This is a genomic window from Cellulomonas persica (genome assembly GCF_007989825.1).
Taxonomy (GTDB): Bacteria; Actinomycetota; Actinomycetes; order Actinomycetales; family Cellulomonadaceae; genus Cellulomonas; species Cellulomonas persica.
The window spans coordinates 121,007-139,486 of record NZ_BJUA01000010.1; the positions used below are offsets into that span (position 1 = coordinate 121,007).

Genomic DNA, 18,480 nt, shown 5'->3' on the forward strand with positions numbered 1-18,480 from the left:
ATCGTCGCACGCGCGGCCGGCGGCGTCCGGTGCTCCGGTCAGGCGGTCAGGGCCTCGGCCAGGGCCGCGAGGGCGGCGACGAGCTCGTCGGGGTCGGCCGCACGCAGCCGCGCGGACGTCTCGCCGTCACCGACCTTCACGGCGACGTCGTGCTCGGTGAGCACCGCGAACGCGTGCTCGTCGGTCACGTCGTCGCCCGCGTACACGACGACGCGCGCCCCGAGCTCGTCGCGCAGCGCGCGCAGCGCCTCGCCCTTGCTCGCGTGCAGCACGGAGATCTCGACCACGTCCTTGCCGTGCAGCACGCCCGAGCCGAGCTCGTCGCCGAGCGCGAGGGCCTCGCTCTCGGCGCCACGCGCGTCGTCCCGCTCGGCGAGGCGCGTGTGCACGACCACCGCGGTCGGCTTGGTCTCGACCCACACGCCGTCGCGGCCGCGCGCGACCTGCGACGCCCGGGCACCGAGCTCCGCGAGCCGGTCCGCCTGCTCGTCGCTGAGCTGCACGACGTCGCGGTCGAGACCGTGCCGCGTCACGCGTGCCCGCTCGGCGCCGTGCGACCCGATCAGGTAGGTGCCCACGGGGACCTCGGCGAGCTCGTGCAGCTCGTGCAGCGCGCGGCCGGACACGAGCGCGAGGGCCACCCCCGGGGTCGCGACGAGCGTGCGCAGCGGCTCGACGCCCGCGGGCAGGATCCGCGAGAGCGCCGGGTCGTCCTGGAGGGGTGCGAGGGTGCCGTCGAAGTCGAGCCCGACGAGCAGCGGGCGCGCGCTCGTGTCGTGGGCGAGACGCTCGAACGCGTCCCGGACCGCGCCGGCGCCGGACATGGCCGTGGACGTCGGTGCCTCGGACGAGCGTGTCTCAGACATGGCTGCTCCGCAGCGGCACGGCGGTCAGCACCGCGAGGAACTCCTGCGACCACGCGTTGACGTCGTGCCCGAGCACGCGGCGACGCAGGCGGCGCATCCGCTTGCGGGCCTCGCGGGGGTCGAGGTGCGCGGCGTAGGTGATGGCGTCCTTCATGCCGTCGATGTCGTGCGGGTTCACCAGGATCGCGCCGCTGAGCTCGTCGGCCGCGCCCGTGAACTCGCTCAGCACCAGCGCACCCCGGTCGTCGGACCGGGCCGCGACGTACTCCTTGGCGACGAGGTTCATGCCGTCGCGCAGCGCGGTCACGAGCATCACGTCGGCCGCGAGGTACAGCGCGGCCATCTCCTCCATCGGGAACGACTGGTGCAGGTACTGCACGGGCGCGTGGCCCACCTGGCCGTAGTCGCCGTTGATCCGCCCGACCAGCAGCTCGACCTCGTCGCGCAGCTGCGCGTACGCGCCGACGTTCTCCCGGCTGGGGGAGGCGACCTGCACGAGCGTGGTGTCGCTGGGGGACAGGCGGCCGTCGGCGAGGAGCTCGCCGTACGCCTTGATGCGGTGCCGGATGCCCTTGGTGTAGTCGAGCCGGTCGACGCCCAGCAGGAGGGTCTTGGGGTCGCCGAGCTCGCGGCGGATCTCCTTGGCACGCAGCTGCACCTCGTCGGTGCGGGCGAGCGCGTCGAACGCGCCCGAGTCGATCGAGATGGGGAAGGCCGCGGCGCGCACGTGCCGCAGGACGCGGCCGTGCGCGTCGTTGAGCGTGACGACCTGCCCGCGCGTGGTCAGGTCGGTGAGCCGGCGGACCACACGGACGAAGTTCGCGGCGTCACCCCCGCGCTGGAAGCCGATGAGGTCCGCGCCGAGCAGCCCCTCGACGACGGCCCGACGCCACGGCAGCTGCGCGAAGATCTCCAGCGGCGGGAACGGGATGTGGTGGAAGTACCCGATCCGCAGGTCCGGTCGCAGCTCGCGCAGCAGCTGCGGGACGAGCTGCAGCTGGTAGTCGTGCACCCACACGGTCGCGCCGGGCGCGGCCTGCGCCGCGGCGGCCTCGGCGAACCGCTTGTTGACCCGCCGGTAGGTCTCCCACCAGTGCCGGTGGAACGTGGGCGGCGCGATGACGTCGTGGTACAGCGGCCACAGCGTGTCGTTCGAGAAGCCCTCGTAGTAACGCTGGACGTCGACGTCGGACAGCGTGACCGGCACGAGCATCGTGCCGTCGACCTCGAACGGGTCGAGCTCCAGGTCCGGCGAGCCGCCCCAGCCGACCCACGCACCGTCGGTCTGGGCCATGACCGGCGCGAGCGCGGTCACCAGGCCGCCGGGGGAGCGGGTCCAGGCGGTCTCCCCCTCGGAGTTCACGGTCACGTCGACGGGCAGGCGGTTGGCGACGACGACGAGGTCGTAGCCGTCTTGCGGCACGGCAGGCACTACATCTCCCGGGATTGACTGATTCTTGACCTTAGTCGCAGCCCCGGCGCCCCGCTGCCCGAGTGTCCGGTTTGGGCATCTCGGTGTCACCTGGCGGCGGCCCGGCACACGCCGTCGCCAGCCCGTCGAGCGGGGCCGCTGACCGGCGTGGTGGTCCGGGAGGGCGCCGCTCCGGGACGGCCCGCGCGCCTGTTCGCGCGCCCGGTCGCGGCCCCCTAGCGTGACCTGGCATGGAACGGATCGGCCTGGCACCGGGGTCGCAGATCGGTGGGTACACGATCGTCGCGCCCCTGGGTTCCGGGGGCATGGGCACGGTCTACCGCGCGGTGGACGACGGCGGCACCGCGGTCGCGCTCAAGCTCCTGCACCCGCAGATCGGCGCGGACGCGCAGGGACGCGACCGGCTGCGGCGCGAGGTCGTCGCGCTGCAGCGCCTGCGGCACAAGGCGGTCGCGTCGGTGCTGGACGCCGAGGCGGACTCGACCGAGGCGTTCATCGTGACCGAGCTCGTCGCCGGGCCGAACCTCGAGGACCACGTCAGGGCCGTCGGACCGCTGCCGCCCGCCGAGCTGCACGCGCTCGCGGCCGGGCTGTTCGACGCGCTCGCGGCGGTGCACGGCGCGGGCGTGGTGCACCGCGACCTCAAGCCGACGAACGTGCTCATCACCGACGACGGACCGGTCCTCATCGACTTCGGGATCGCGCAGGCGGCGGGCGACGACGCCGCGCAGGTCACCTCGACGGGCCTCGTCGTGGGCACGCCGGGCTACCTGGCCCCCGAGCTGCTCGACGGTGCCGAGCCCTCGCCTGCGACCGACCTGTGGGGGCTGGCCGCGGTCCTCGCGTTCGCGGCGACCGGACGCCCGCCGTTCGGCACGCGCCCGCTGCAGGCGGTCCTGGCCCGCGCGCGCTCGGGTGAGGCGGACCTCGACGGCATCGGCCCGCTCACCGCGGACGCGCTGCGGCGCGCCCTCGACCCGGACCCCGAGGCCCGCCTCGACGGCGACGACCTCGTCGCGGTCCTGTCGGTCGCCGCGGTCGACGGCGACCCGCTCGACGGCCCGGCGCCGACCGCGCAGACCGTGGCCTACCCGGTCGACGACGAGGACGACGAGGGCGACGACGAGGCCCCCGGGACCGCGGGCGACGACGAGCCCGACGACGAGTCCGACGACGACGCGGTCGACGACGACCCCGACGAGGACGACCCCGACGAGGACGACCGCGACGAGGACGACCGCGACGAGGACGACGCCGACGAAGACGGACCCGACGAGGACGATCTCGGCGACGGCGCCGGGGAGACGACCACGCTCACCGCGGCCGTCGTCGACAACGCGGCCGCCAAGCCGGACGCCACGCGCGTCCTGCCCGCGCAGGGCACGCACGACGGCTCCACGCGCGTCATGCCCGTCGGCGCCGCGGCCGCCGCGGACTTCGACGCCGGCGCCTACGACGACCTCGACAACCCCGCCGACGTCGACCTCGACCTCGACGCCACGACGTCGACCCAGCACCTGGACCCCGACGGCTTCCGGCGCCCGGCCGCCGACGACGGTCCCGACGACGAGCTCGACGAGGACTGGGACGAGGGCGAGTGGGTCGACGAGGAGGGCGTCGAGTGGATCGAGGAGGACCTCGACGCCTCCGAGGTCGTCCCGGAGGGCTCCGGCTACGTGCGCCCGCCCGCGGTGCGCCGCTGGGGCTCGTTGCTGGCGCTCGCGGCGCTGGTCGCCGCCGCGGCCGCGCTCGCGCCGGTGATCGTGCTGATCGTGCTCGTCGTCGTGCTGCTGCTCCTGCGCACGTTCGGCACGGCCGTGGAGGCGATGCACGCCCGGCGTGAGGTGCGCGGGGTGCGGCCCTCCGACGTCGCGCGGACCGTCGCGGCCACGCCCTGGTACCTGGTGCGCGCGGTCGTCGGGCTCGTGCCGTCGGTCGTCGTCGCGTCGTGCGCGACCCTGCTCGCCGGTGGCGCCGTCGCGTGGCTCGTGGACAACGGGACCTGGACGATCGGCGACCTGACCACCGGTGACGAGGTCGACGGCACGGCCGCGGCGATGGTGGCGGCGGGCCTCGTCCTCCTGTGGCTGGTCGTCGCGTGGTGGGGTCCCGCCTCCAGCATGACGCGCACCGGGGCCCGCCGGGCGCTCGCGGTGGTCGCCCCCGGCCGCCTCGGGGCACTCGTGCTCGTCGTCGTGTCCCTGGTGGGGGCGTTCGTCGTCGCCATGCTCGTCTCCAACGGCGCGGGCCTCGTGTGGGCGCCCGCACCCGTCCCGACGATCCCCTGAGCCGGGCCGCCGCCGACCGGCACGGCGGCGACTGACACGGTTGGTTCACGCGCTCGCCGGCCACGGGCGCTCCCGGTGCACGGCAACGCCCCGTACCCTGTGCCCTGTCGTCCACGACCGAGGAGAGACCGTGCCCACGAACGACCCGAAGCCGACCAAGGCGCAGCGCCGCGACGAGGCGCGTGCCAAGGCGCTGCAGATGCGGCAGCAGCAGGAACGCAAGGCCAAGCGGACCAAGCTCCTGAGCGCCGGCCTGCTGCTGCTCGTCATCATCGCCGTCGCGGTCGTCGTCGGCATCACGATCAAGGGCAACGCCGACCGCGAGGCCCGTTACGGCTCGGTCGTCTACGGCGGCTCGTCGTCGCAGGTCGTCGCGCCGCTGCTGGAGGACGTGACCGCGCCGTCCACCGCGAACGACAAGGGCGGCATCCCGATCAGCGCCGCAGGCGTGGGCAAGAGCAACCCCGACGACGTCAACGTGACGATCTACTTCGACTTCATGTGCCCCTACTGCGGCATGTTCGACGCCGCGAACGCCGCGGACCTCGTCGCGCTGGCCGCCGAGGACGGCGTGACGATCGAGTACCGCCCCATCTCGTTCCTCGACTCGCAGTCGAAGGGCACGTCGTACTCGACGCGTGCCGCCAACGCCGCCGCGATCGTCGCCGACAAGGCGCCCGAGCAGTTCGCCGCGTTCGTCACGGCGATGTTCGAGAACCAGCCCAAGGAGGGCACCGCGGGCCCGACCGACGAGGAGATCGCGGACATCGCGGTCGAGGTCGGCGTCCCGCAGGACGTCGCCGACACGTTCGACGACACCGTCGACGGCACGTACGAGGTCGGCGAGGAGAAGGAGCAGCGCACGGGCACGTGGCGCACCTTCGCCGAGTGGGTCTCCGCCGCGACGCACCAGATGCAGCTCGACCGGGGCAAGGTCGGCACGCCGACCGTCACGATCGACGGTGAGGACTGGCCGGGCGCCGAGGGCGACAACAGCCTGCTCTACCAGCAGGGTCCGCTGAAGGAGGCCGTCGAGGCCGCCGTCGCCGCCAAGGGCTGACGGACCCGCACCAGCACGACGAACGGGCCCGGCTCGGGTCGCTCCACGGAGCGGCTCGGACCGGGCCCGTTCGTCGTCCGCCGCGACCGGCGGGAGGGGAGCCCCCTATCGGATTCGAACCGATGACCCCCTGTTTACAAGACAGGTGCTCTGGCCAGCTGAGCTAAGGAGGCGGGTCGGCCGACAGCCTACCGGTGCTCAGATGCCCGGGCCGGTCTCCTCGAGGAGCCTCAGGGCCGCGCTCACGCGGGGGTTCCGGGACGGGTCGGCGTCGATGCCGAGCGTCGCGTAGAGCGCGTTGACGTGGTTCTGCACGGACTTCTCCGTGATGCCGAGGCGCTCGCCAATGCCCGCGTTCGACAGGCCCGAGGCCAGCAGGCGCAGCACCTCGTACTGGCGGTGCGTGAGCTGGGCGACGTCCGAGCCGGCGCGCGGCGTGATGCGCGCGAGCAGCTCGGGGTCGAGCACGGTCTCGCGGACGGCCGCCGACCGCACCGCGGAGACGAGCAGCTCCTCGCTCGTCGAGCTGTTCTTCGACAGGTAGCCCCAGCCCTCGGCGACGTCCGACGGCAGGTCGAGCAGCAGGTCCATCGCGTCGTGCGCGGACAGCAGCAGGATGCCGAGCTCGGGCTGCTGGCGGCGCAGCGTCACGCCCAGGGCGATGCCGTTGCCGTCGGGCAGGTCGATGTCGAGCAGCGCGACGTGGGCCGCCCCTGGCCGCAGCGCCCGGCGGGCGTCGCTGACGGTCCCGACGGACACGACGACCTGCAGGCCCTCGGTCTGGCCCAGCGTCCGCTCGAGCATCGAGCGGAAGAGCGGCTGGTCCTCGACGACCGCCACGCGGATCACGTCCTGGATGGGAGTGCTCATCGGGTTCAGTATCGTCTGCGACGACCCGTGACGCGGTCAGGACACAGCGGTCGGACACAGTGGTCCGAACTGGTCGGGACCTCAGGCAGCACGACACGGGCCGGGCAGGAGCGGACATGATCGAGGCGACGCGCGATGCGGTGCGGCCACGTGACGACGCCGAGAACCGCCGTGTGCTGCTGCGGCTGTCGGGGATCGTCGCGCTGGGCTACGGCCTGGGTGCCTCGATGCAGTCCGCGTACATCTACTCGCGGTACGTCCCCGACTGGTCCGGGGTGAGCGTCTGGTCGCGGATCCTGGCGAACCTCGTCGCGGTCGTCGTGCTCGTCGCCGTGCTGTGGGCGCTGCGCGTGTACCGGTGGCCGACGAGGCCCCGCCTGCTCGTGGGCGTGCTCGTCTCGTCCGGGATCGCGGCCGTGTGCCGCGTCGAGGCGCAGATGCTGCTCGGGGTGTACGACGAGCCCGACGGCCTGACGATCGAGACCGAGCTCGTCGCGGGCCTGGTCATCGCCGGCATCTCGGCGGGGATCGGCGCATGGGGGCTGGTGTCGCGTCGGCGCGTGCGCGCCGAGCTGCGCCGGGCTGAGCGTGAGGCGGTCGAGGTCGAGCACCTGCTGGAGGCGCTCGAGGCCGAGGAGGTCCGGGTGCGCCGCGAGGTCGCCGAGGGGCTGCACGGCACGCTGCAGGGCAAGCTCGTCGTCGTCGACGCGCACCTCACGGACGTCATCGCGCGGCTGCGGGACGGCGGCGGCCCGCACGACGACGTCGCGGCGCTCGAGTGGGTGCAGCACGAGCTCGACGTCGTGCGCGAGCTCGACGTGCGGCAGATGAGCCGGCTGCTCTACCCGGAGCGGCTCGAGCTGGGCCTGGTGCCTGCGGTCCGGGCGCTCGTCGGACGCCTGCCCATGACGATCGCGAGCAAGCTCGTCGTCGCGCCGCAGGTGCGCGAGGTCGACGACCCCGTGCTCGGGTCGCTGACGACCGCGCAGCGGCTGCTGGCGGTCCGCGTCGTCGAGGAGGGCGTGACGAACGCGCTGAAGTTCGGGCCGCCGTCGAAGATCGTCGTCGAGCTCGACGTGGTGAACGGTGAGCTCGTCGTCGCGGTGGAGAACGACGGCCAGCCGCTCGACCCGACGCACGCCGACCCGGACGGCGGGACGGCGCGGCTCGCGAGCCGGCTGCACCTGGTCCGCGGGACCGTGACGCTCGAGCCGCTGCGGCCCAAGGGCGTGCGGCTCGAGGCTCGTCTGCCGCTCTGACGCCCCGCTCGCGACGCGGGACGCACCGCCGCGCGCGCGTCCGGCGCGGTCCGATTTCGGCAGAGCGTCCTGGTTCCGGGATGACCACTGTCGAGTGAATCACGTCGGCATTTCGGACACCCTGGGTGGCAGCACCCAGCCCGCTGACCTGCGTGTTTCCGATGACTCCTATGTTCGCCGACGGTCCTTCCCCCAGGGCCACCGCGAGCTGGCCCTCGGAGCGAGGGTTGCGATCTTCGTCGAGGAGTTCCCCCATGAGCAAGAAGAACAGCCGCCGCAAGGTCATGGCCGTCGGTCTGGCGATCGTCGGCGTCGCCGGCCTGTCCCTGGCGTCCGCGTCGCAGCTGAACCTCAGCTGGACCGGCAACTTCCAGACGGGCTCGGTCGAGGTCGACGCGAGCTGCCAGCCGACCGGCAGCCCGATCACGACCGCGTTCTCGACGCCGTCGTTCGACGGCACTGTCACCTCGCCCTGGAAGGTCGCGAACGTGACCTTCTCCGGCGTCGACGCCGAGTGCGCCGGCAAGAAGTACGAGGCCGCCTACAAGCTGGCCACCGGCGACTGGGTCAAGCTGACGGGTGCGTCCGCGCCGTCGGTCGGCGCGGCGGGTGGCACGCTCACCGTCGCGCTGCCGACCGGTGTCGCGCCCGACACCATCGCCCAGTTCGCGCTGTCGATCTACGGCTGACGCAGCGCACATGCTCGACCGGCAGGAGCCCGCAGCGCCCGACGCGCCTCTCGCGCGTCGGGCGCTGCGCGCGCTCCCGTCGGTCCTGTTCTACGTGGCGGCAGCGGTCGTCGCGTGGTTCATCTGGCCGACGAGCCTCGGCGGCTGCACCACGCTGACGCTCGTCTCCGGCCACTCGATGGAGCCGACGTACGTCACCGGCGACATCGTCGTCGCGCGCTGCGGCGAGCCCCAGGTGGGCGACGTGATCGTCTACGCGCCCGACGAGGTCGAGGGCAACGCGCGCATCATCCACCGCATCGTCGGCGAGTCCGAGGGCGGCTGGGTCATGCAGGGTGACAACAACGAGTTCCTGGACCCGTTCGAGCCGTCGGGCGACGAGGTGCTGGGCGTCGCGCGCGTGCACATCCCGAAGGTCGGTCTCGTCGTGCGGACCTTCTCGAACGCGTGGGTGTGGATCGCGATCATCGCGCTCGCGCTCGCGCTGCTGGTCTGGCCCTCGCGGGACGACGACGAGGACGAGTCCGACGACGAGTCCGACGAGCGTGAGTCCGACGAGCGTGAGCCCGACGAACGCGAGTCCGACGACCGCGAGTCCGCCGACGTCGGGTCCCGCGACGACCAGGTCGGCCTGCCGCTGGCCGCCGAGCCCGAGCCCGAGCTCGAGCCGACGGCATGACCGCCTCGCCCTGCGCCTCGTCGCCCCGCGCGCTGTCGAGCGCCTCGCGGGGCGCACGTCTGCGTCGCCGGGCCGCGGCGGCGCTCGTCGTCGTGCTGGGCGTCGTGCTGCTCACGACGAGCGCGGCGCACGCCGCGAGCCTGAGCCTCACCGCCCCCACGCGCGCGTTCACGACGACCAAGGCCCGCTGCACGAGCGGCCCGGTCACGGTCACGCCCACGGGCACGCCGACCGCGGGGCAGTACACGCAGGTCCGCGTCTCGGGCATCACCGGGACGTGCGCGACGGGCGCGGTGCGCGTCGCGACGGGGATCGGGTCCACGTGGGTGCAGTCGTTCGTCTCGACGTCGACGACGAGCGTGAGCGCGGGTCAGCTCACCGCGACCGGCGCCGCGTTCACGCCGCCGGCGACGGCCTCCGGCCGGGCGTTCGTCGTCCTGGATGGCTGGCCGGTCCCCGCGACCTGGACGTTCACGCCGCCGGCGCTCCCGGCGCTGTCCTGCCAGACGTTCGACCAGAGCGGCAACCCGCTGACGACCCCGTGCACGGCCGTCATCACCGGCGGCTCGGAGTGGGGTAACCCGCTCAACACGTTCTACCGGGGCATCCGGGTCACGACGACGTCGACGACGCCCGTGCGCTGGCGCGTCACGATCACCTTCACGGACACGTCGGTGTTCCCGTTCGTCCCGCAGCGGATCTCCGAGGGCAGCGGCGGCGACGCGCAGCTCGTCGCGGCTGGGTCGACCTGCACGCCCACGCCGGTCGTGGTGATGACCGGCAACCCGTCGCACGGTCAGCTCAACGTGTCCGCCAACAACCCCGCGCAGTTCCAGATCGCGGGGACGCGCAACGGCGCGTCGTACGGCACCGTCGTCCTGAACTGCGCCTGAGTCCGCGTCGCGGCCGCCTCGCGCGGCCGCGGTTCAGGCCTCGATGACGGTTCAGGCCTCGACGACCGGCTCCGGGACGGGGCGCTTGGGCCGGCGCGTGTCGCCCGACGAGCGGCCGCGCAGCCGACGCGTGGCCCACGGGTAGACGTGGTCCCGCGCCCAGCGCGCGTCGCCCCGCAGCTGCTCGAGGCGCGGCGTGGGCGGCTGGGGCGCGAGCGGGTCGTCCCACGCCTCGTCGTCCGGGGGAAGACCCAGCCCGACGAGCGCCGCCTGCGCGACACGGGCGTGACCCTCGGTGGTGAGGTGGATGCGGTCGTCGGCCCACATCCGCCAGTCGCGCACCGAGCGCATGCCCCACAGGTCGAGGACGTGCGCGTCGTGGCGGCGGGCGATGGACCAGATGTGCGCGTTGTAGGTCGCGACGCGGGCGCGCGTCACGCGGATCAGGCGCCCGCTGTCGACGGTGTCGACGCCCGTGCCCAGGAGCACGTCGATGCCCGCGGCGCGCAGCCGCACGACCGCGGACTCGAGCTGACGAGCGAGGTCGTCGACGTCCGCGGACGGCCGCAGGATGTCGTTGCCGCCGCCGATGAGGCTCACGAGATCCGGCCGCAGGCCGATCGCGGCGGGCACCTGGTCGGCGAGGATCGGGCGCAGCAGGCGCCCGCGGATCGCGAGGTTCGCGTACTCGAGGGGCGGCTCGCCGGCCGCCACGCGCCGCGCCGAGAGGCGTGCGGCCAGGACGTCCGCCCAGCCGCGCAGCGGGACGTCGGGCTGGTCCGGGCCGGCCACGCCGTCGGGGGAGTCCCACAGGCCCTCGGTGAACGAGTCGCCGAGGGCGACATAGCGGCTCCAACGCACGGTTCGCTCCAGCACGCCCGCCATTGTGCCGCGCGCCCGCCGCCCGCGTGACCCGCCCCCGCACTCGACCTGGCCCACCCGCCCCCCGGGACCGCGGCGCCCGGCGCTCCCCGCCCGGCGTTCCCTGGCCGCTGTGGGTGGGCTTCCGCTCGCTCATCGAGCGCAACCCCACCCGCACCGCGTGTGCCCCCTGTGGGTGGGGCTCCACTCGCTCACCGAGCGCAACCCCACCCGGACCGCAGGCGCCGTCTCGCGATGCCCCGATCCGGGCGGTGGCCCGGGCGTGGTGAAGGAGATGGTCAGGAAAGGGGCAGGAGATCGTCATGTGACGGTCAGGAGATGGGGGCGAACTGTGGAGATCGCGCGCGAAGTCGGACGCGTGTCCAGTTCGGGACGCAAGGCCCACGAATCGGGCGCATCGCGCGCTGACCCTTTTCTCGCACGTGATACCATTCGCAACAAGGTGACTGCCGTCACTCCGCGTGCAGAGGGAGGAACACCCATGACCACGACGACCACCAGCACCCGCCTGGACGCGACCGACCGCGACGAGCGCAAGCGCAAGCGCGCAGCGATCATCAAGTTCTCGCTCGCAGGCGCGGCCGTCCTCGGCATCGGCGCGGCGGCCACCTCCGCCGGCTGGACCGACGACGCCTGGTTCTCGGCCAGCGCGAGCTCCGTCGACCCGGACGAGGCGATCGACCTGCGTGGCGCGTACGTGCCGAGCGGCGAGCCCGGTGACGGCGCGTTCTTGACCGCCGACGACGAGCCGGGCACGGGCGGCGACTTCGTCACGATCCCGGCCGACGTCTTCGCGAACCTCACCGCGGGTGACTCGATCACCGTGCCGGTCTGGATCAAGAACTTCGGCACGTCCGACCTGGTGATCGCGGAGCCGACCCTCACGACGGGCGGCGCGCTGTTCGCCGAGGGCGGCGCGACCGCGGTGCTCGGCACCGCGCCCACGGCGCTCGCGGCCGGCAGCGACGCGGTGTCCGTCCCTGTGACGATCGCGCTCCCGGACACCGCCCCCGAGAGCTTCGGCGGGCAGTCCGGCGACGTCGTCATCGGGTTCCAGGGCTCGATCGCGAACCGCACCTGACCCCACGGCGCCCGCCGGTGCTCACCGCGCCGGCGGGCGCCCCTCACCCCCACCACCGCACGACCCCACCGCCCCGCGCTCTCAGGAGGTCCCCATGCGCGCACTCAAGCTCCTCGGCAACACCGTGCTGTGGCTCGTCGCCGCGCTCGGACTCGCGAGCGTGCTCGTCTGGGGCGCGACGCAGGCCGGCTGGATCCGGCCGCTCGTCGTGATCTCCGGCTCGATGGAGCCGCAGATCATGACCGGCGACCTGATCGTCGACCGGCCGCGGCCGACCGCCGAGCTGCAGGTCGGGGACGTCGCCTCGATCTACTCCGACGTGACCCAGAACCTGGTGACGCACCGCGTCGTCGGCGTCGAGCACGTGGCCGACGGCCGCTGGGAGATCCGGATGAAGGGCGACGCGAACGACTCCGCGGACGGCGGCGTGTACGTCGTCGGCGACACGGTCTGGCAGCCGGTCTGGCAGATCAGCGGCGGCGGGTACGCCCTGACGACGATCACTCGGCCGTCGGTCGCGATCCCGCTCGGCATCGCGCTGATGTCCATGCTCGGCCTGAGCCTGCTCCCGCGCACCACGCCGCGCACCCGCGACGACGAGCCTGCCGGGAGGCAGCACGGCCCGCTGCCCGCCGTCCCGCATCCCGCCCGCCGGGCCGAGCCCGTCGCGGCAGGCCAGGTTCCGCGGACCTCGACCCGGGAGGTCCGATGACGACGCACCGCACCCCGACCCGGCCGCTCGGCGATCCCGGAGCGACCGCGGGTCGCACCCTCCCCGGGGCGCGCGCCACCGCGACCGCTCTGCTGCGGCCACGCCGCGCACGGGCCGCCGCGGTGAGCCTCGCAGCCGCGATCGCCCTCGCGCTCGCGGCCGTGCTCACCGCCGGCGCGACCCCGGCCGCCTTCCAGCGCGACGAGTCGCTCTCGCTGCGGCTCGACGCCCTCTCGGACGGCACGGGCTCGGCGCACCGCGTCGTCCGCATCCCCACCACGGCGCGCGTCACGGAGGTCGTCGTGACGACGAGCGGCCACGACGACCTGGCGTGGAGCATCACGCTCTGCCCGCAGGACGGGGAGTGCCTGCCCGTGTCGTCCGCGCTCGTCGGCCGGGTGCTGCACGAGGGTCGCTACGACCTGCGCGTGGACGTCGACGACTCGACGGATGCGGCGGGCGCGCCCGCACGGTTCGACGGGCACATCGCGCTCCTGCAGGAGCCGCTGCCCGCGCACGACCTCGCGCGGGTGGTCGCGCTCGGACTCGGCGCCCTCGCCGCGGCGCTGGTCGGCGCGGTGCTGCTGCGCCCCACCGAGCTGCGCCCCGCCCGTCAGGCCGCCCCTCGGCCGGCCTCTCACGCAGCACCTCACCCCGTGCCCCACCCCGACACCCGGAGGAGTCCCGATGCCTGACGCCCCGACCTGCGACGAGCCGCGCGCCGCGCGCCGCCGCCCTCGGTGGCGCACCGCGGTGCCCGCGGCGCTCGGCCTGAGCGTGCTGACCGGGTTCGGCGCCGCGGCCACGAGCGCGGCCTGGACCGACGACGCGTACTTCTCGACCGCCGCGTCTGCGGCCGAGATCGACCTGCGTGGCTCGTCGGACGGAGCGACCTGGTCCCCGGCCGACACCGCCGGCACGGCCGTGACGCTCGCGCCCGTCACCGGCCTCACCCCGGACCGGCCCGTCGAACGCACCGTCCACCTGTGGAACGCCTCGACGGTTCCGCTGACCCTGGCCTGGGGAACCGCCAACCCGACGACGCTGCTCCAGGGCTGCGTCACCGTCACCTACTCGTCGCTCCCGACCGCCGCCCTGGCGGGGAGCCCGTCCAGCCCGTCCGGCGCCGCCGTGACGACCGCGACCGTGACCTTCACCGTCCCCGCCGGTGCGGACGCCGCCACCTGCAGCGGCCAGAGCCTCGGCGCGATCGACGTCGTCGTGCAAGGGAGGACCTCATGACCCGGAACCTGACCCGCGCTCGCGCGGCCGTCGCGATGCTCGTCGTCGCGGTGCTCGTCGCGGCGGGCGCGCGCCTCGCCACCGACGCGACCGCCCGCACCTCCGCCGCCTGGACCGACGACGTCCACGCCACGACCTCCGTGTCGCTCGGTACCTGGGCCAGTCATGCGCTCGGGTGTGTCGTGATCGACCGCGCGGGGGCTGAGACGAGCTCGGGCGCGACGTGCGAGATCGCCAGTGTGAGCGTCGACCGCATTCAGTGGGGCGAGGTCGGACACCGTGCGGCGAACCTCATCGTCGCCCTCGTCCCGCGCGGTGTGAGTCCCGGCGCCGGCGAGCGGCTGCGGGTGACCGTCGATCTGTCCACGCTGGGCGAGCTTCCGGCGGACTGGAGGTGGTCCACGGCCGGCGCGTCCGGAGAGATCGGCGCCGTGGACTGCTCGGCGCTGCCGGTCCTCACCTTCCAGGCGAGAGACTGGGCCGGCTGGGGCCCGAGCAGCGTCCCCTTCCAGCTGCACGAGACACGCGAGCCTGGCGACTGCTCGATGCAGGTCTAGGGGAGGCGCCAGTCGACCGGGGAGCCGCCCTGGGCGACCAGGAGCTCGTTGACGCGTGAGAACGGACGCGAGCCGAAGAACCCGCGGGACGCGGACAGGGGGCTCGGGTGCACGGACTCGACGGTCGGCACGGTGCCGAGCGCGGGCTTGAGCGTCTGTGCGTCGCGGCCCCACAGGATCGCGACGAGCGGGCCGCCGCGCTCGACGAGCGCCTGGATCGCCCGGTCGGTCACGGCCTCCCAGCCCTTGCCGCGGTGCGACGCGGGCGCGCCCGGCCGCACGGTGAGGACCCTGTTGAGCAGCATGACGCCCTGGTCCGCCCACGGGGTGAGGTCGCCGGTCGTCGGGCGCGGGACGCCCACGTCGGCGACGAGCTCGCGGAAGATGTTGTCGAGCGAGCGCGGCACCGGGCGCACGTCGGGCTGCACGGAGAACGACAGCCCCATCGGGTGACCGGGTGTGGGGTAGGGGTCCTGCCCGACGACGAGCACGCGGACGTCGGCGAGCGGGCGGGTGAACGCCCGCAGGATCGCGTCGGGTGCCGGCAGGTACTCGCGCCCGGCGGCGACCTCGGCCCGCAGGAACTGCCCCGCCGCCCGCACGTGGTCGCTCACGGGCGCGAGCGCCCGCGACCAGTCGTCGGCGACGATCCCGTCCAGCACACCGTCCACGCCCGGGACCCTACTGCCCGCCGTGCTGAGCGCGTGGGTGTGGGTGGGGTTGTGCTCGCTGAGCGAGCGGAACCCCACCCGGTGCGCTGGACCGCGGTGTCGCGGGAGGTCGGGGCTTGGCCGGGTGGTGCCGGCGGGTGATGTGGGTGGGCGTGAATGACATCGGTGTGGTTCCGGGCCTATCCTGGCGCTCATGGATGCAGCGACCGCCACGACCGCGCACCTCGAGCCCGCGCTCGGGTCGACGCGTGTCGGCGACGCCGCCGGGCTCAGCGAGCGTGACGCGGCGATCCTCGCGTTCGAGCGTCAGTGGTGGAAGTACGCGGGCGCCAAGGAGCAGGCGATCCGCGAGCTCTTCGACCTGTCCGCCACGCGGTACTACCAGGTGCTCAACGCCCTGATCGACGACCCGGCGGCGCTCGCGCACGACCCGATGCTGGTCAAGCGCCTGCGGCGGATGCGCTCCTCGCGGCAGCGGGCGCGCACCGCGCGTCGTCTGGGCGTCGAGGCCTGACCCTCGCGCGACTCGTCGGCGCCCCGCTCGTCGTCCCGACGCCCGCCCGGGGCGACCGCGCCCTGAACGTCCGTTTCCCGCGCGCACGCTGCGGGCGTGTCCGACACGCCGGTGCCCGCGCACACGGCTGGGGCGGATAGCCTTCCTGCCGTGAGTAAGGCCGACTACCCGTACCCGGACGACGAGTTCGACGCTCCCGCCGACCCCACCGCACCCCGCGGCGTGCACCGCGCACCGCGTTCGGCGTGGAGCCGGTGGATGCCGTTCGTGCTCGTGCTCGTCCTGGCGCCGCTGCTCGCGTACGGGATCGTCACGTTCGTCACGCGCGGCGGGGACCTCCCGATCGTCGGGGGTTCGGGCGACGACGACGGCACGCCGGCCGCGACCGCGACCTCGACGCCCGGGACGGACGACGAGCAGACCGACGACACCGGCGAGGAGCCCACCGAGCCGGACGAGGACGAGCCGACGCAGGAGGCCCCCGCCGCCGAGCCGGACCTCGCCACCTCGGTGACGGTCTTCAACGCCGCCGGCATCCAGGGGCTCGCCGCGACCGCGGGGCAGAAGCTCACCGGTGCCGGGTTCACGGACGTCAGCCCGGAGAACTTCACGGGCACCAAGCCAGCGAGCTCGACCGTGTACTACGCGTCGGAGGACGACCGTGCGACGGCCGATCTGGTCGCGTCGACGCTCGGTCTCGGCACCGTGCAGCTCGACGCCGCGCAGGCGGGCGACGGCATCGTCGTCGTCCTGGTCTCCGCGCTCTCCTGACCCGGACGTCTGACCCGGTCGGCCCGGACGTCTGATCCGGACGCCTGACCGGGACGGTCTGTGGGCCTGACCTGCGGTCCGATGCGCGCGACTGACTCCTGGGTGTCCACAGGTGCGGGGCGACCCCTGTTCTCCGCGGGTGCGCTCCCACTAGGCTCGGCGCACTTCGTGCAGGGGCGCGAAGTGACTCGCCGATCCACACCGGCACGAGGGAGCACGAGCATGGCGCAGGGCACCGTGAAGTGGTTCAACGCGGAGAAGGGCTACGGGTTCATCACCCCGGACGCGGGAGGTGCCGACCTGTTCGTGCACTTCTCGGCGATCCAGACCGACGGGTACCGCACGCTCGACGAGGGCCAGCACGTCGAGTTCGAGGTCGGGCAGGGCAGCAAGGGGCCGCAGGCGGACCAGGTCCGTCCGCTCTGACGGCCGTCCGCGCTGACGGTCGTTCGCGCTGACGTCAGGAGTCGAGCGCGTCGAGGGCCAGGAGCGCGCAGGCCGAGCTCCAGCTGAGCGGCGCGACGGCGGCGGGCCGGCCGTCGGCGAGCACCTTCTCGGGCACGGACCCGGTCAGGGTCCGGTGCGAGTCGAGCGCGCTCAGCAGGGCCAGGGCGCGGTCGTCGTCGCCCTGCTCCGCCGCGACCCAGGCGTACAGCGAGGTCTGCGGCGTCCACGTGACGCCGTCCTGCCGCCACTCGCCGGCGGGTGCGAGCCCGACGGGGCGGCGCATCTCGTCGACCGAGGCGAGCCAGGCGGCGCGCCCGCCGGTGGCGGGGAGCTGCCAGAACGGCCTCAGGACGAACGCCGCGGCGGCGTCACGGTGCGGGCCGTCGGCGTACCGGGTGAACCCGTTGCCGCCGAACGTCCGGATCGTCGCCGTGCGCGTGGCCAGCGCCGTCGCGCGCGCGAGGTCGGCGCGCTCGGTGTCGCCGGCCACGGTGAGCACCTTCGTCGCCTGCTCGAGCCCCGCGACGAGCGGAGCGACGGTGCCGAGCGTGAGCTGGTCCTCGTCGCGCTCCCAGTAGTCCGGTGACGCGGGGGGCAGCCCGGTCTGCGTGAGCAGCGTGGTCGTGCCGTCGACCGCACGCTGCACGAGCGGTGCGAGCCGCATCGCGACGGCCGTGCGCGTCGGCCCCGCGGGCAGCTCGTCGAGCACCAGCCCCGCGGCCCACATCGCCCAGCCCTGGCCGTCGGTCTGCGGCGTGCGGTCGTCGGGTGGTCCCGAGCCGTCGGGCAGGTAGCGCGCCTCGAAGCCGCCGTCGTCGTGCTGCGTGCGGGCGAGGAAGTCGAGCACCTGCAGCGCGCTGTCCACGTGCCCGGTGCGCGCGAACGCCACCGCGACGAACGCCGCGTCCCGCGGCCACACGTAGCGCCAGCGGTCCTCCCACCCGGCGACCATCGCACCGCCCGGGAGCAGGAGCGTGTGCAGGTCGAGCAGCGCGCTGCGCGCGAGGTCCTCGTACGGGCCGCCCACGCCGGGGATGCGGCCGGAGGCGAGCCAGTCGCGCTGCACCTGCGCGAGCCGGGCCGCCTCGCGCGTGCCGTGCACCGCATCGCCGCCGTCGAGGATCGCGTCGAAGTTCGTCAGCGCGGGGTCGAGCACGCGGCTGCCGTCGAGGTACGCGGGCCGGGTGCCGGTCGGCACCGCGACGACCGCGCCGTCGGGCGTGACCGCGACGCCCTCCTGGTACAGCGGCACGACCGCGTAGGCGAGCTCGGGGGCGTCGACCGCGGCAGCCGGCCGGGCGGAGCCCACCTGGACGCCGACGGGGAGCATCGCGGCCAGGATCGACCCGGTCGCGAGCAGCACGCCGCCGACGACGCGGTGCGTGCGTCGTCGGGTCGTCGTCCGGGCGTCATCACCTGGCACGCGCGGCACCCTATCGAAGCGGACCCGCGACGCGCGTCGCCCCTCGTCGGGGCGTGCCGCGCGGGTGCGTGTTCGCCGGGCGTGAAGGCGGCCGCTGCTGCTTGCACTCTCGGGGGTCGAGTGCTAACCATTGACTTAGCACTC

General features: G+C 74.1%; 20 protein-coding genes and 1 tRNA gene. 14 read left to right on the plus strand and 7 right to left on the minus strand.

Annotated features, from left to right (window positions below; genetic code table 11):
* Nucleotides 1–38 precede the first annotated feature (38 nt).
* Together otsB and CPE01_RS11385 are read right to left on the minus strand one after the other, a co-directional pair.
* Nucleotides 39–866 carry a trehalose-phosphatase gene (otsB, locus tag CPE01_RS11380; RefSeq protein WP_146806793.1) on the minus strand — a complete coding sequence of 276 codons (828 nt, stop codon included), beginning with the start codon at nucleotides 864–866 and terminating at the stop codon, nucleotides 39–41.
* The gene (locus tag CPE01_RS11385) at nucleotides 859–2,298 is read right to left on the minus strand and encodes an alpha,alpha-trehalose-phosphate synthase (UDP-forming) (RefSeq protein ID WP_246783883.1); all 1,440 of its coding nucleotides are present in this window, start codon (nucleotides 2,296–2,298) and stop codon (nucleotides 859–861) included. Before CPE01_RS11385 ends, otsB begins: the two co-directional genes overlap by 8 nt.
* Nucleotides 2,299–2,528: 230 nt before the next feature.
* On the opposite strand from CPE01_RS11385, the gene CPE01_RS16475 reads away from it, so the two are divergent.
* Together CPE01_RS16475 and CPE01_RS11395 are read left to right on the plus strand one after the other, a co-directional pair.
* Nucleotides 2,529–4,586 (plus strand): serine/threonine-protein kinase, encoded by a 2,058-nt coding sequence (locus CPE01_RS16475; protein ID WP_186811513.1) that lies wholly within the window; start codon nucleotides 2,529–2,531, stop codon nucleotides 4,584–4,586.
* Nucleotides 4,587–4,716: 130 nt separating this feature from the next.
* Entirely contained in the window at nucleotides 4,717–5,646 is a 930-nt protein-coding gene (locus CPE01_RS11395) for a DsbA family protein (RefSeq protein ID WP_146806795.1), read from the plus strand.
* Nucleotides 5,647–5,745: 99 nt separating this feature from the next.
* On the opposite strand, the gene CPE01_RS11400 is transcribed toward CPE01_RS11395, so the two are convergent.
* Nucleotides 5,746–5,819: transfer RNA gene (locus tag CPE01_RS11400), tRNA-Thr, on the minus strand.
* A gap of 25 nt (nucleotides 5,820–5,844) precedes the next feature.
* Nucleotides 5,845–6,516: a response regulator transcription factor gene (locus CPE01_RS11405; protein WP_146806797.1), complete on the minus strand. Its 672-nt coding sequence runs from the start codon at nucleotides 6,514–6,516 to the stop codon at nucleotides 5,845–5,847.
* Between the two features lie 116 nt (nucleotides 6,517–6,632).
* On the opposite strand from CPE01_RS11405, the gene CPE01_RS11410 reads away from it, so the two are divergent.
* The 4 genes from CPE01_RS11410 (at nucleotide 6,633) to CPE01_RS11425 (ending at nucleotide 10,036) form a co-directional block, all read left to right on the plus strand.
* The gene (locus tag CPE01_RS11410) at nucleotides 6,633–7,775 is read left to right on the plus strand and encodes a sensor histidine kinase (RefSeq protein WP_146806799.1); all 1,143 of its coding nucleotides are present in this window, start codon (nucleotides 6,633–6,635) and stop codon (nucleotides 7,773–7,775) included.
* A 254-nt stretch (nucleotides 7,776–8,029) separates the two neighbouring features.
* Nucleotides 8,030–8,464 (plus strand): hypothetical protein, encoded by a 435-nt coding sequence (locus CPE01_RS11415; RefSeq protein ID WP_146806800.1) that lies wholly within the window; start codon nucleotides 8,030–8,032, stop codon nucleotides 8,462–8,464.
* 10 nt (nucleotides 8,465–8,474) lie between these two features.
* Nucleotides 8,475–9,143: a signal peptidase I gene (locus CPE01_RS11420; protein WP_146806802.1), complete on the plus strand. Its 669-nt coding sequence runs from the start codon at nucleotides 8,475–8,477 to the stop codon at nucleotides 9,141–9,143.
* Nucleotides 9,140–10,036 carry a hypothetical protein gene (locus tag CPE01_RS11425; protein ID WP_146806804.1) on the plus strand — a complete coding sequence of 299 codons (897 nt, stop codon included), beginning with the start codon at nucleotides 9,140–9,142 and terminating at the stop codon, nucleotides 10,034–10,036. The genes CPE01_RS11420 and CPE01_RS11425 overlap by 4 nt, the downstream gene beginning before the upstream one ends.
* 51 nt (nucleotides 10,037–10,087) lie before the next feature.
* On the opposite strand, the gene CPE01_RS11430 is transcribed toward CPE01_RS11425, so the two are convergent.
* Complete coding sequence (locus tag CPE01_RS11430; protein WP_246783884.1) at nucleotides 10,088–10,912, minus strand: SGNH/GDSL hydrolase family protein; 825 nt, start codon at nucleotides 10,910–10,912, stop codon at nucleotides 10,088–10,090.
* Nucleotides 10,913–11,399: 487 nt separating this feature from the next.
* Here CPE01_RS11430 and CPE01_RS11435 point away from each other — a divergent pair, with 487 nt between their 5' ends.
* The 5 genes from CPE01_RS11435 to CPE01_RS11455 all read left to right on the plus strand — a co-directional run bounded on the left by CPE01_RS11435 (nucleotide 11,400) and on the right by CPE01_RS11455 (nucleotide 14,510).
* Complete coding sequence (locus CPE01_RS11435; RefSeq protein WP_146806807.1) at nucleotides 11,400–11,999, plus strand: hypothetical protein; 600 nt, start codon at nucleotides 11,400–11,402, stop codon at nucleotides 11,997–11,999.
* A 94-nt stretch (nucleotides 12,000–12,093) separates the two neighbouring features.
* Entirely contained in the window at nucleotides 12,094–12,711 is a 618-nt protein-coding gene (locus CPE01_RS11440; protein ID WP_146806809.1) for a signal peptidase I, read from the plus strand.
* A complete protein-coding gene (locus CPE01_RS11445) occupies nucleotides 12,708–13,406 on the plus strand; it encodes a hypothetical protein (RefSeq protein WP_146806811.1) in 699 nt (232 codons plus the stop codon). Before CPE01_RS11440 ends, CPE01_RS11445 begins: the two co-directional genes overlap by 4 nt.
* Entirely contained in the window at nucleotides 13,399–13,953 is a 555-nt protein-coding gene (locus tag CPE01_RS11450; RefSeq protein ID WP_146806813.1) for a hypothetical protein, read from the plus strand. The genes CPE01_RS11445 and CPE01_RS11450 overlap by 8 nt, the downstream gene beginning before the upstream one ends.
* The gene (locus tag CPE01_RS11455) at nucleotides 13,950–14,510 is read left to right on the plus strand and encodes a hypothetical protein (protein WP_146806815.1); all 561 of its coding nucleotides are present in this window, start codon (nucleotides 13,950–13,952) and stop codon (nucleotides 14,508–14,510) included. Before CPE01_RS11450 ends, CPE01_RS11455 begins: the two co-directional genes overlap by 4 nt.
* Here CPE01_RS11455 and CPE01_RS11460 read toward each other — a convergent pair.
* Nucleotides 14,507–15,181, minus strand: a complete 675-nt coding sequence (locus tag CPE01_RS11460) for a uracil-DNA glycosylase (RefSeq protein WP_146806817.1) — start codon at nucleotides 15,179–15,181, stop codon at nucleotides 14,507–14,509. The genes CPE01_RS11455 and CPE01_RS11460 overlap by 4 nt on opposite strands.
* 193 nt (nucleotides 15,182–15,374) lie before the next feature.
* On the opposite strand from CPE01_RS11460, the gene napA reads away from it, so the two are divergent.
* The 3 genes from napA to CPE01_RS11475 all read left to right on the plus strand — a co-directional run bounded on the left by napA (nucleotide 15,375) and on the right by CPE01_RS11475 (nucleotide 16,892).
* Nucleotides 15,375–15,695 (plus strand): nucleoid-associated protein NapA, encoded by a 321-nt coding sequence (gene napA, locus CPE01_RS11465; protein ID WP_146806818.1) that lies wholly within the window; start codon nucleotides 15,375–15,377, stop codon nucleotides 15,693–15,695.
* Nucleotides 15,696–15,845: 150 nt separating this feature from the next.
* A complete protein-coding gene (locus CPE01_RS11470; RefSeq protein WP_146806821.1) occupies nucleotides 15,846–16,466 on the plus strand; it encodes a LytR C-terminal domain-containing protein in 621 nt (206 codons plus the stop codon).
* A gap of 222 nt (nucleotides 16,467–16,688) precedes the next feature.
* Entirely contained in the window at nucleotides 16,689–16,892 is a 204-nt protein-coding gene (locus CPE01_RS11475; RefSeq protein WP_146806823.1) for a cold-shock protein, read from the plus strand.
* A 34-nt stretch (nucleotides 16,893–16,926) separates the two neighbouring features.
* On the opposite strand, the gene CPE01_RS11480 is transcribed toward CPE01_RS11475, so the two are convergent.
* Nucleotides 16,927–18,336: a glycoside hydrolase family 15 gene (locus tag CPE01_RS11480; RefSeq protein ID WP_246783885.1), complete on the minus strand. Its 1,410-nt coding sequence runs from the start codon at nucleotides 18,334–18,336 to the stop codon at nucleotides 16,927–16,929.
* Nucleotides 18,337–18,480 lie beyond the last annotated feature (144 nt).

What these genes read in the sequence shown, in the direction of transcription:
- otsB (WP_146806793.1), bottom strand. Translation starts at nt 866, where the DNA reads ATGTCTGAGACACGCTCGTCCGAGGCACCGACGTCCACGGCCATGTCC.
- CPE01_RS16475 (WP_186811513.1), top strand. Translation starts at nt 2,529, where the DNA reads ATGGAACGGATCGGCCTGGCACCGGGGTCGCAGATCGGTGGGTACACG.
- CPE01_RS11405 (WP_146806797.1), bottom strand. Translation starts at nt 6,516, where the DNA reads ATGAGCACTCCCATCCAGGACGTGATCCGCGTGGCGGTCGTCGAGGAC.
- CPE01_RS11410 (WP_146806799.1), top strand. Translation starts at nt 6,633, where the DNA reads ATGATCGAGGCGACGCGCGATGCGGTGCGGCCACGTGACGACGCCGAG.
- CPE01_RS11415 (WP_146806800.1), top strand. Translation starts at nt 8,030, where the DNA reads ATGAGCAAGAAGAACAGCCGCCGCAAGGTCATGGCCGTCGGTCTGGCG.
- CPE01_RS11420 (WP_146806802.1), top strand. Translation starts at nt 8,475, where the DNA reads ATGCTCGACCGGCAGGAGCCCGCAGCGCCCGACGCGCCTCTCGCGCGT.
- CPE01_RS11425 (WP_146806804.1), top strand. Translation starts at nt 9,140, where the DNA reads ATGACCGCCTCGCCCTGCGCCTCGTCGCCCCGCGCGCTGTCGAGCGCC.
- CPE01_RS11435 (WP_146806807.1), top strand. Translation starts at nt 11,400, where the DNA reads ATGACCACGACGACCACCAGCACCCGCCTGGACGCGACCGACCGCGAC.
- CPE01_RS11440 (WP_146806809.1), top strand. Translation starts at nt 12,094, where the DNA reads ATGCGCGCACTCAAGCTCCTCGGCAACACCGTGCTGTGGCTCGTCGCC.
- CPE01_RS11445 (WP_146806811.1), top strand. Translation starts at nt 12,708, where the DNA reads ATGACGACGCACCGCACCCCGACCCGGCCGCTCGGCGATCCCGGAGCG.
- CPE01_RS11450 (WP_146806813.1), top strand. Translation starts at nt 13,399, where the DNA reads ATGCCTGACGCCCCGACCTGCGACGAGCCGCGCGCCGCGCGCCGCCGC.
- CPE01_RS11455 (WP_146806815.1), top strand. Translation starts at nt 13,950, where the DNA reads ATGACCCGGAACCTGACCCGCGCTCGCGCGGCCGTCGCGATGCTCGTC.
- napA (WP_146806818.1), top strand. Translation starts at nt 15,375, where the DNA reads ATGGATGCAGCGACCGCCACGACCGCGCACCTCGAGCCCGCGCTCGGG.
- CPE01_RS11475 (WP_146806823.1), top strand. Translation starts at nt 16,689, where the DNA reads ATGGCGCAGGGCACCGTGAAGTGGTTCAACGCGGAGAAGGGCTACGGG.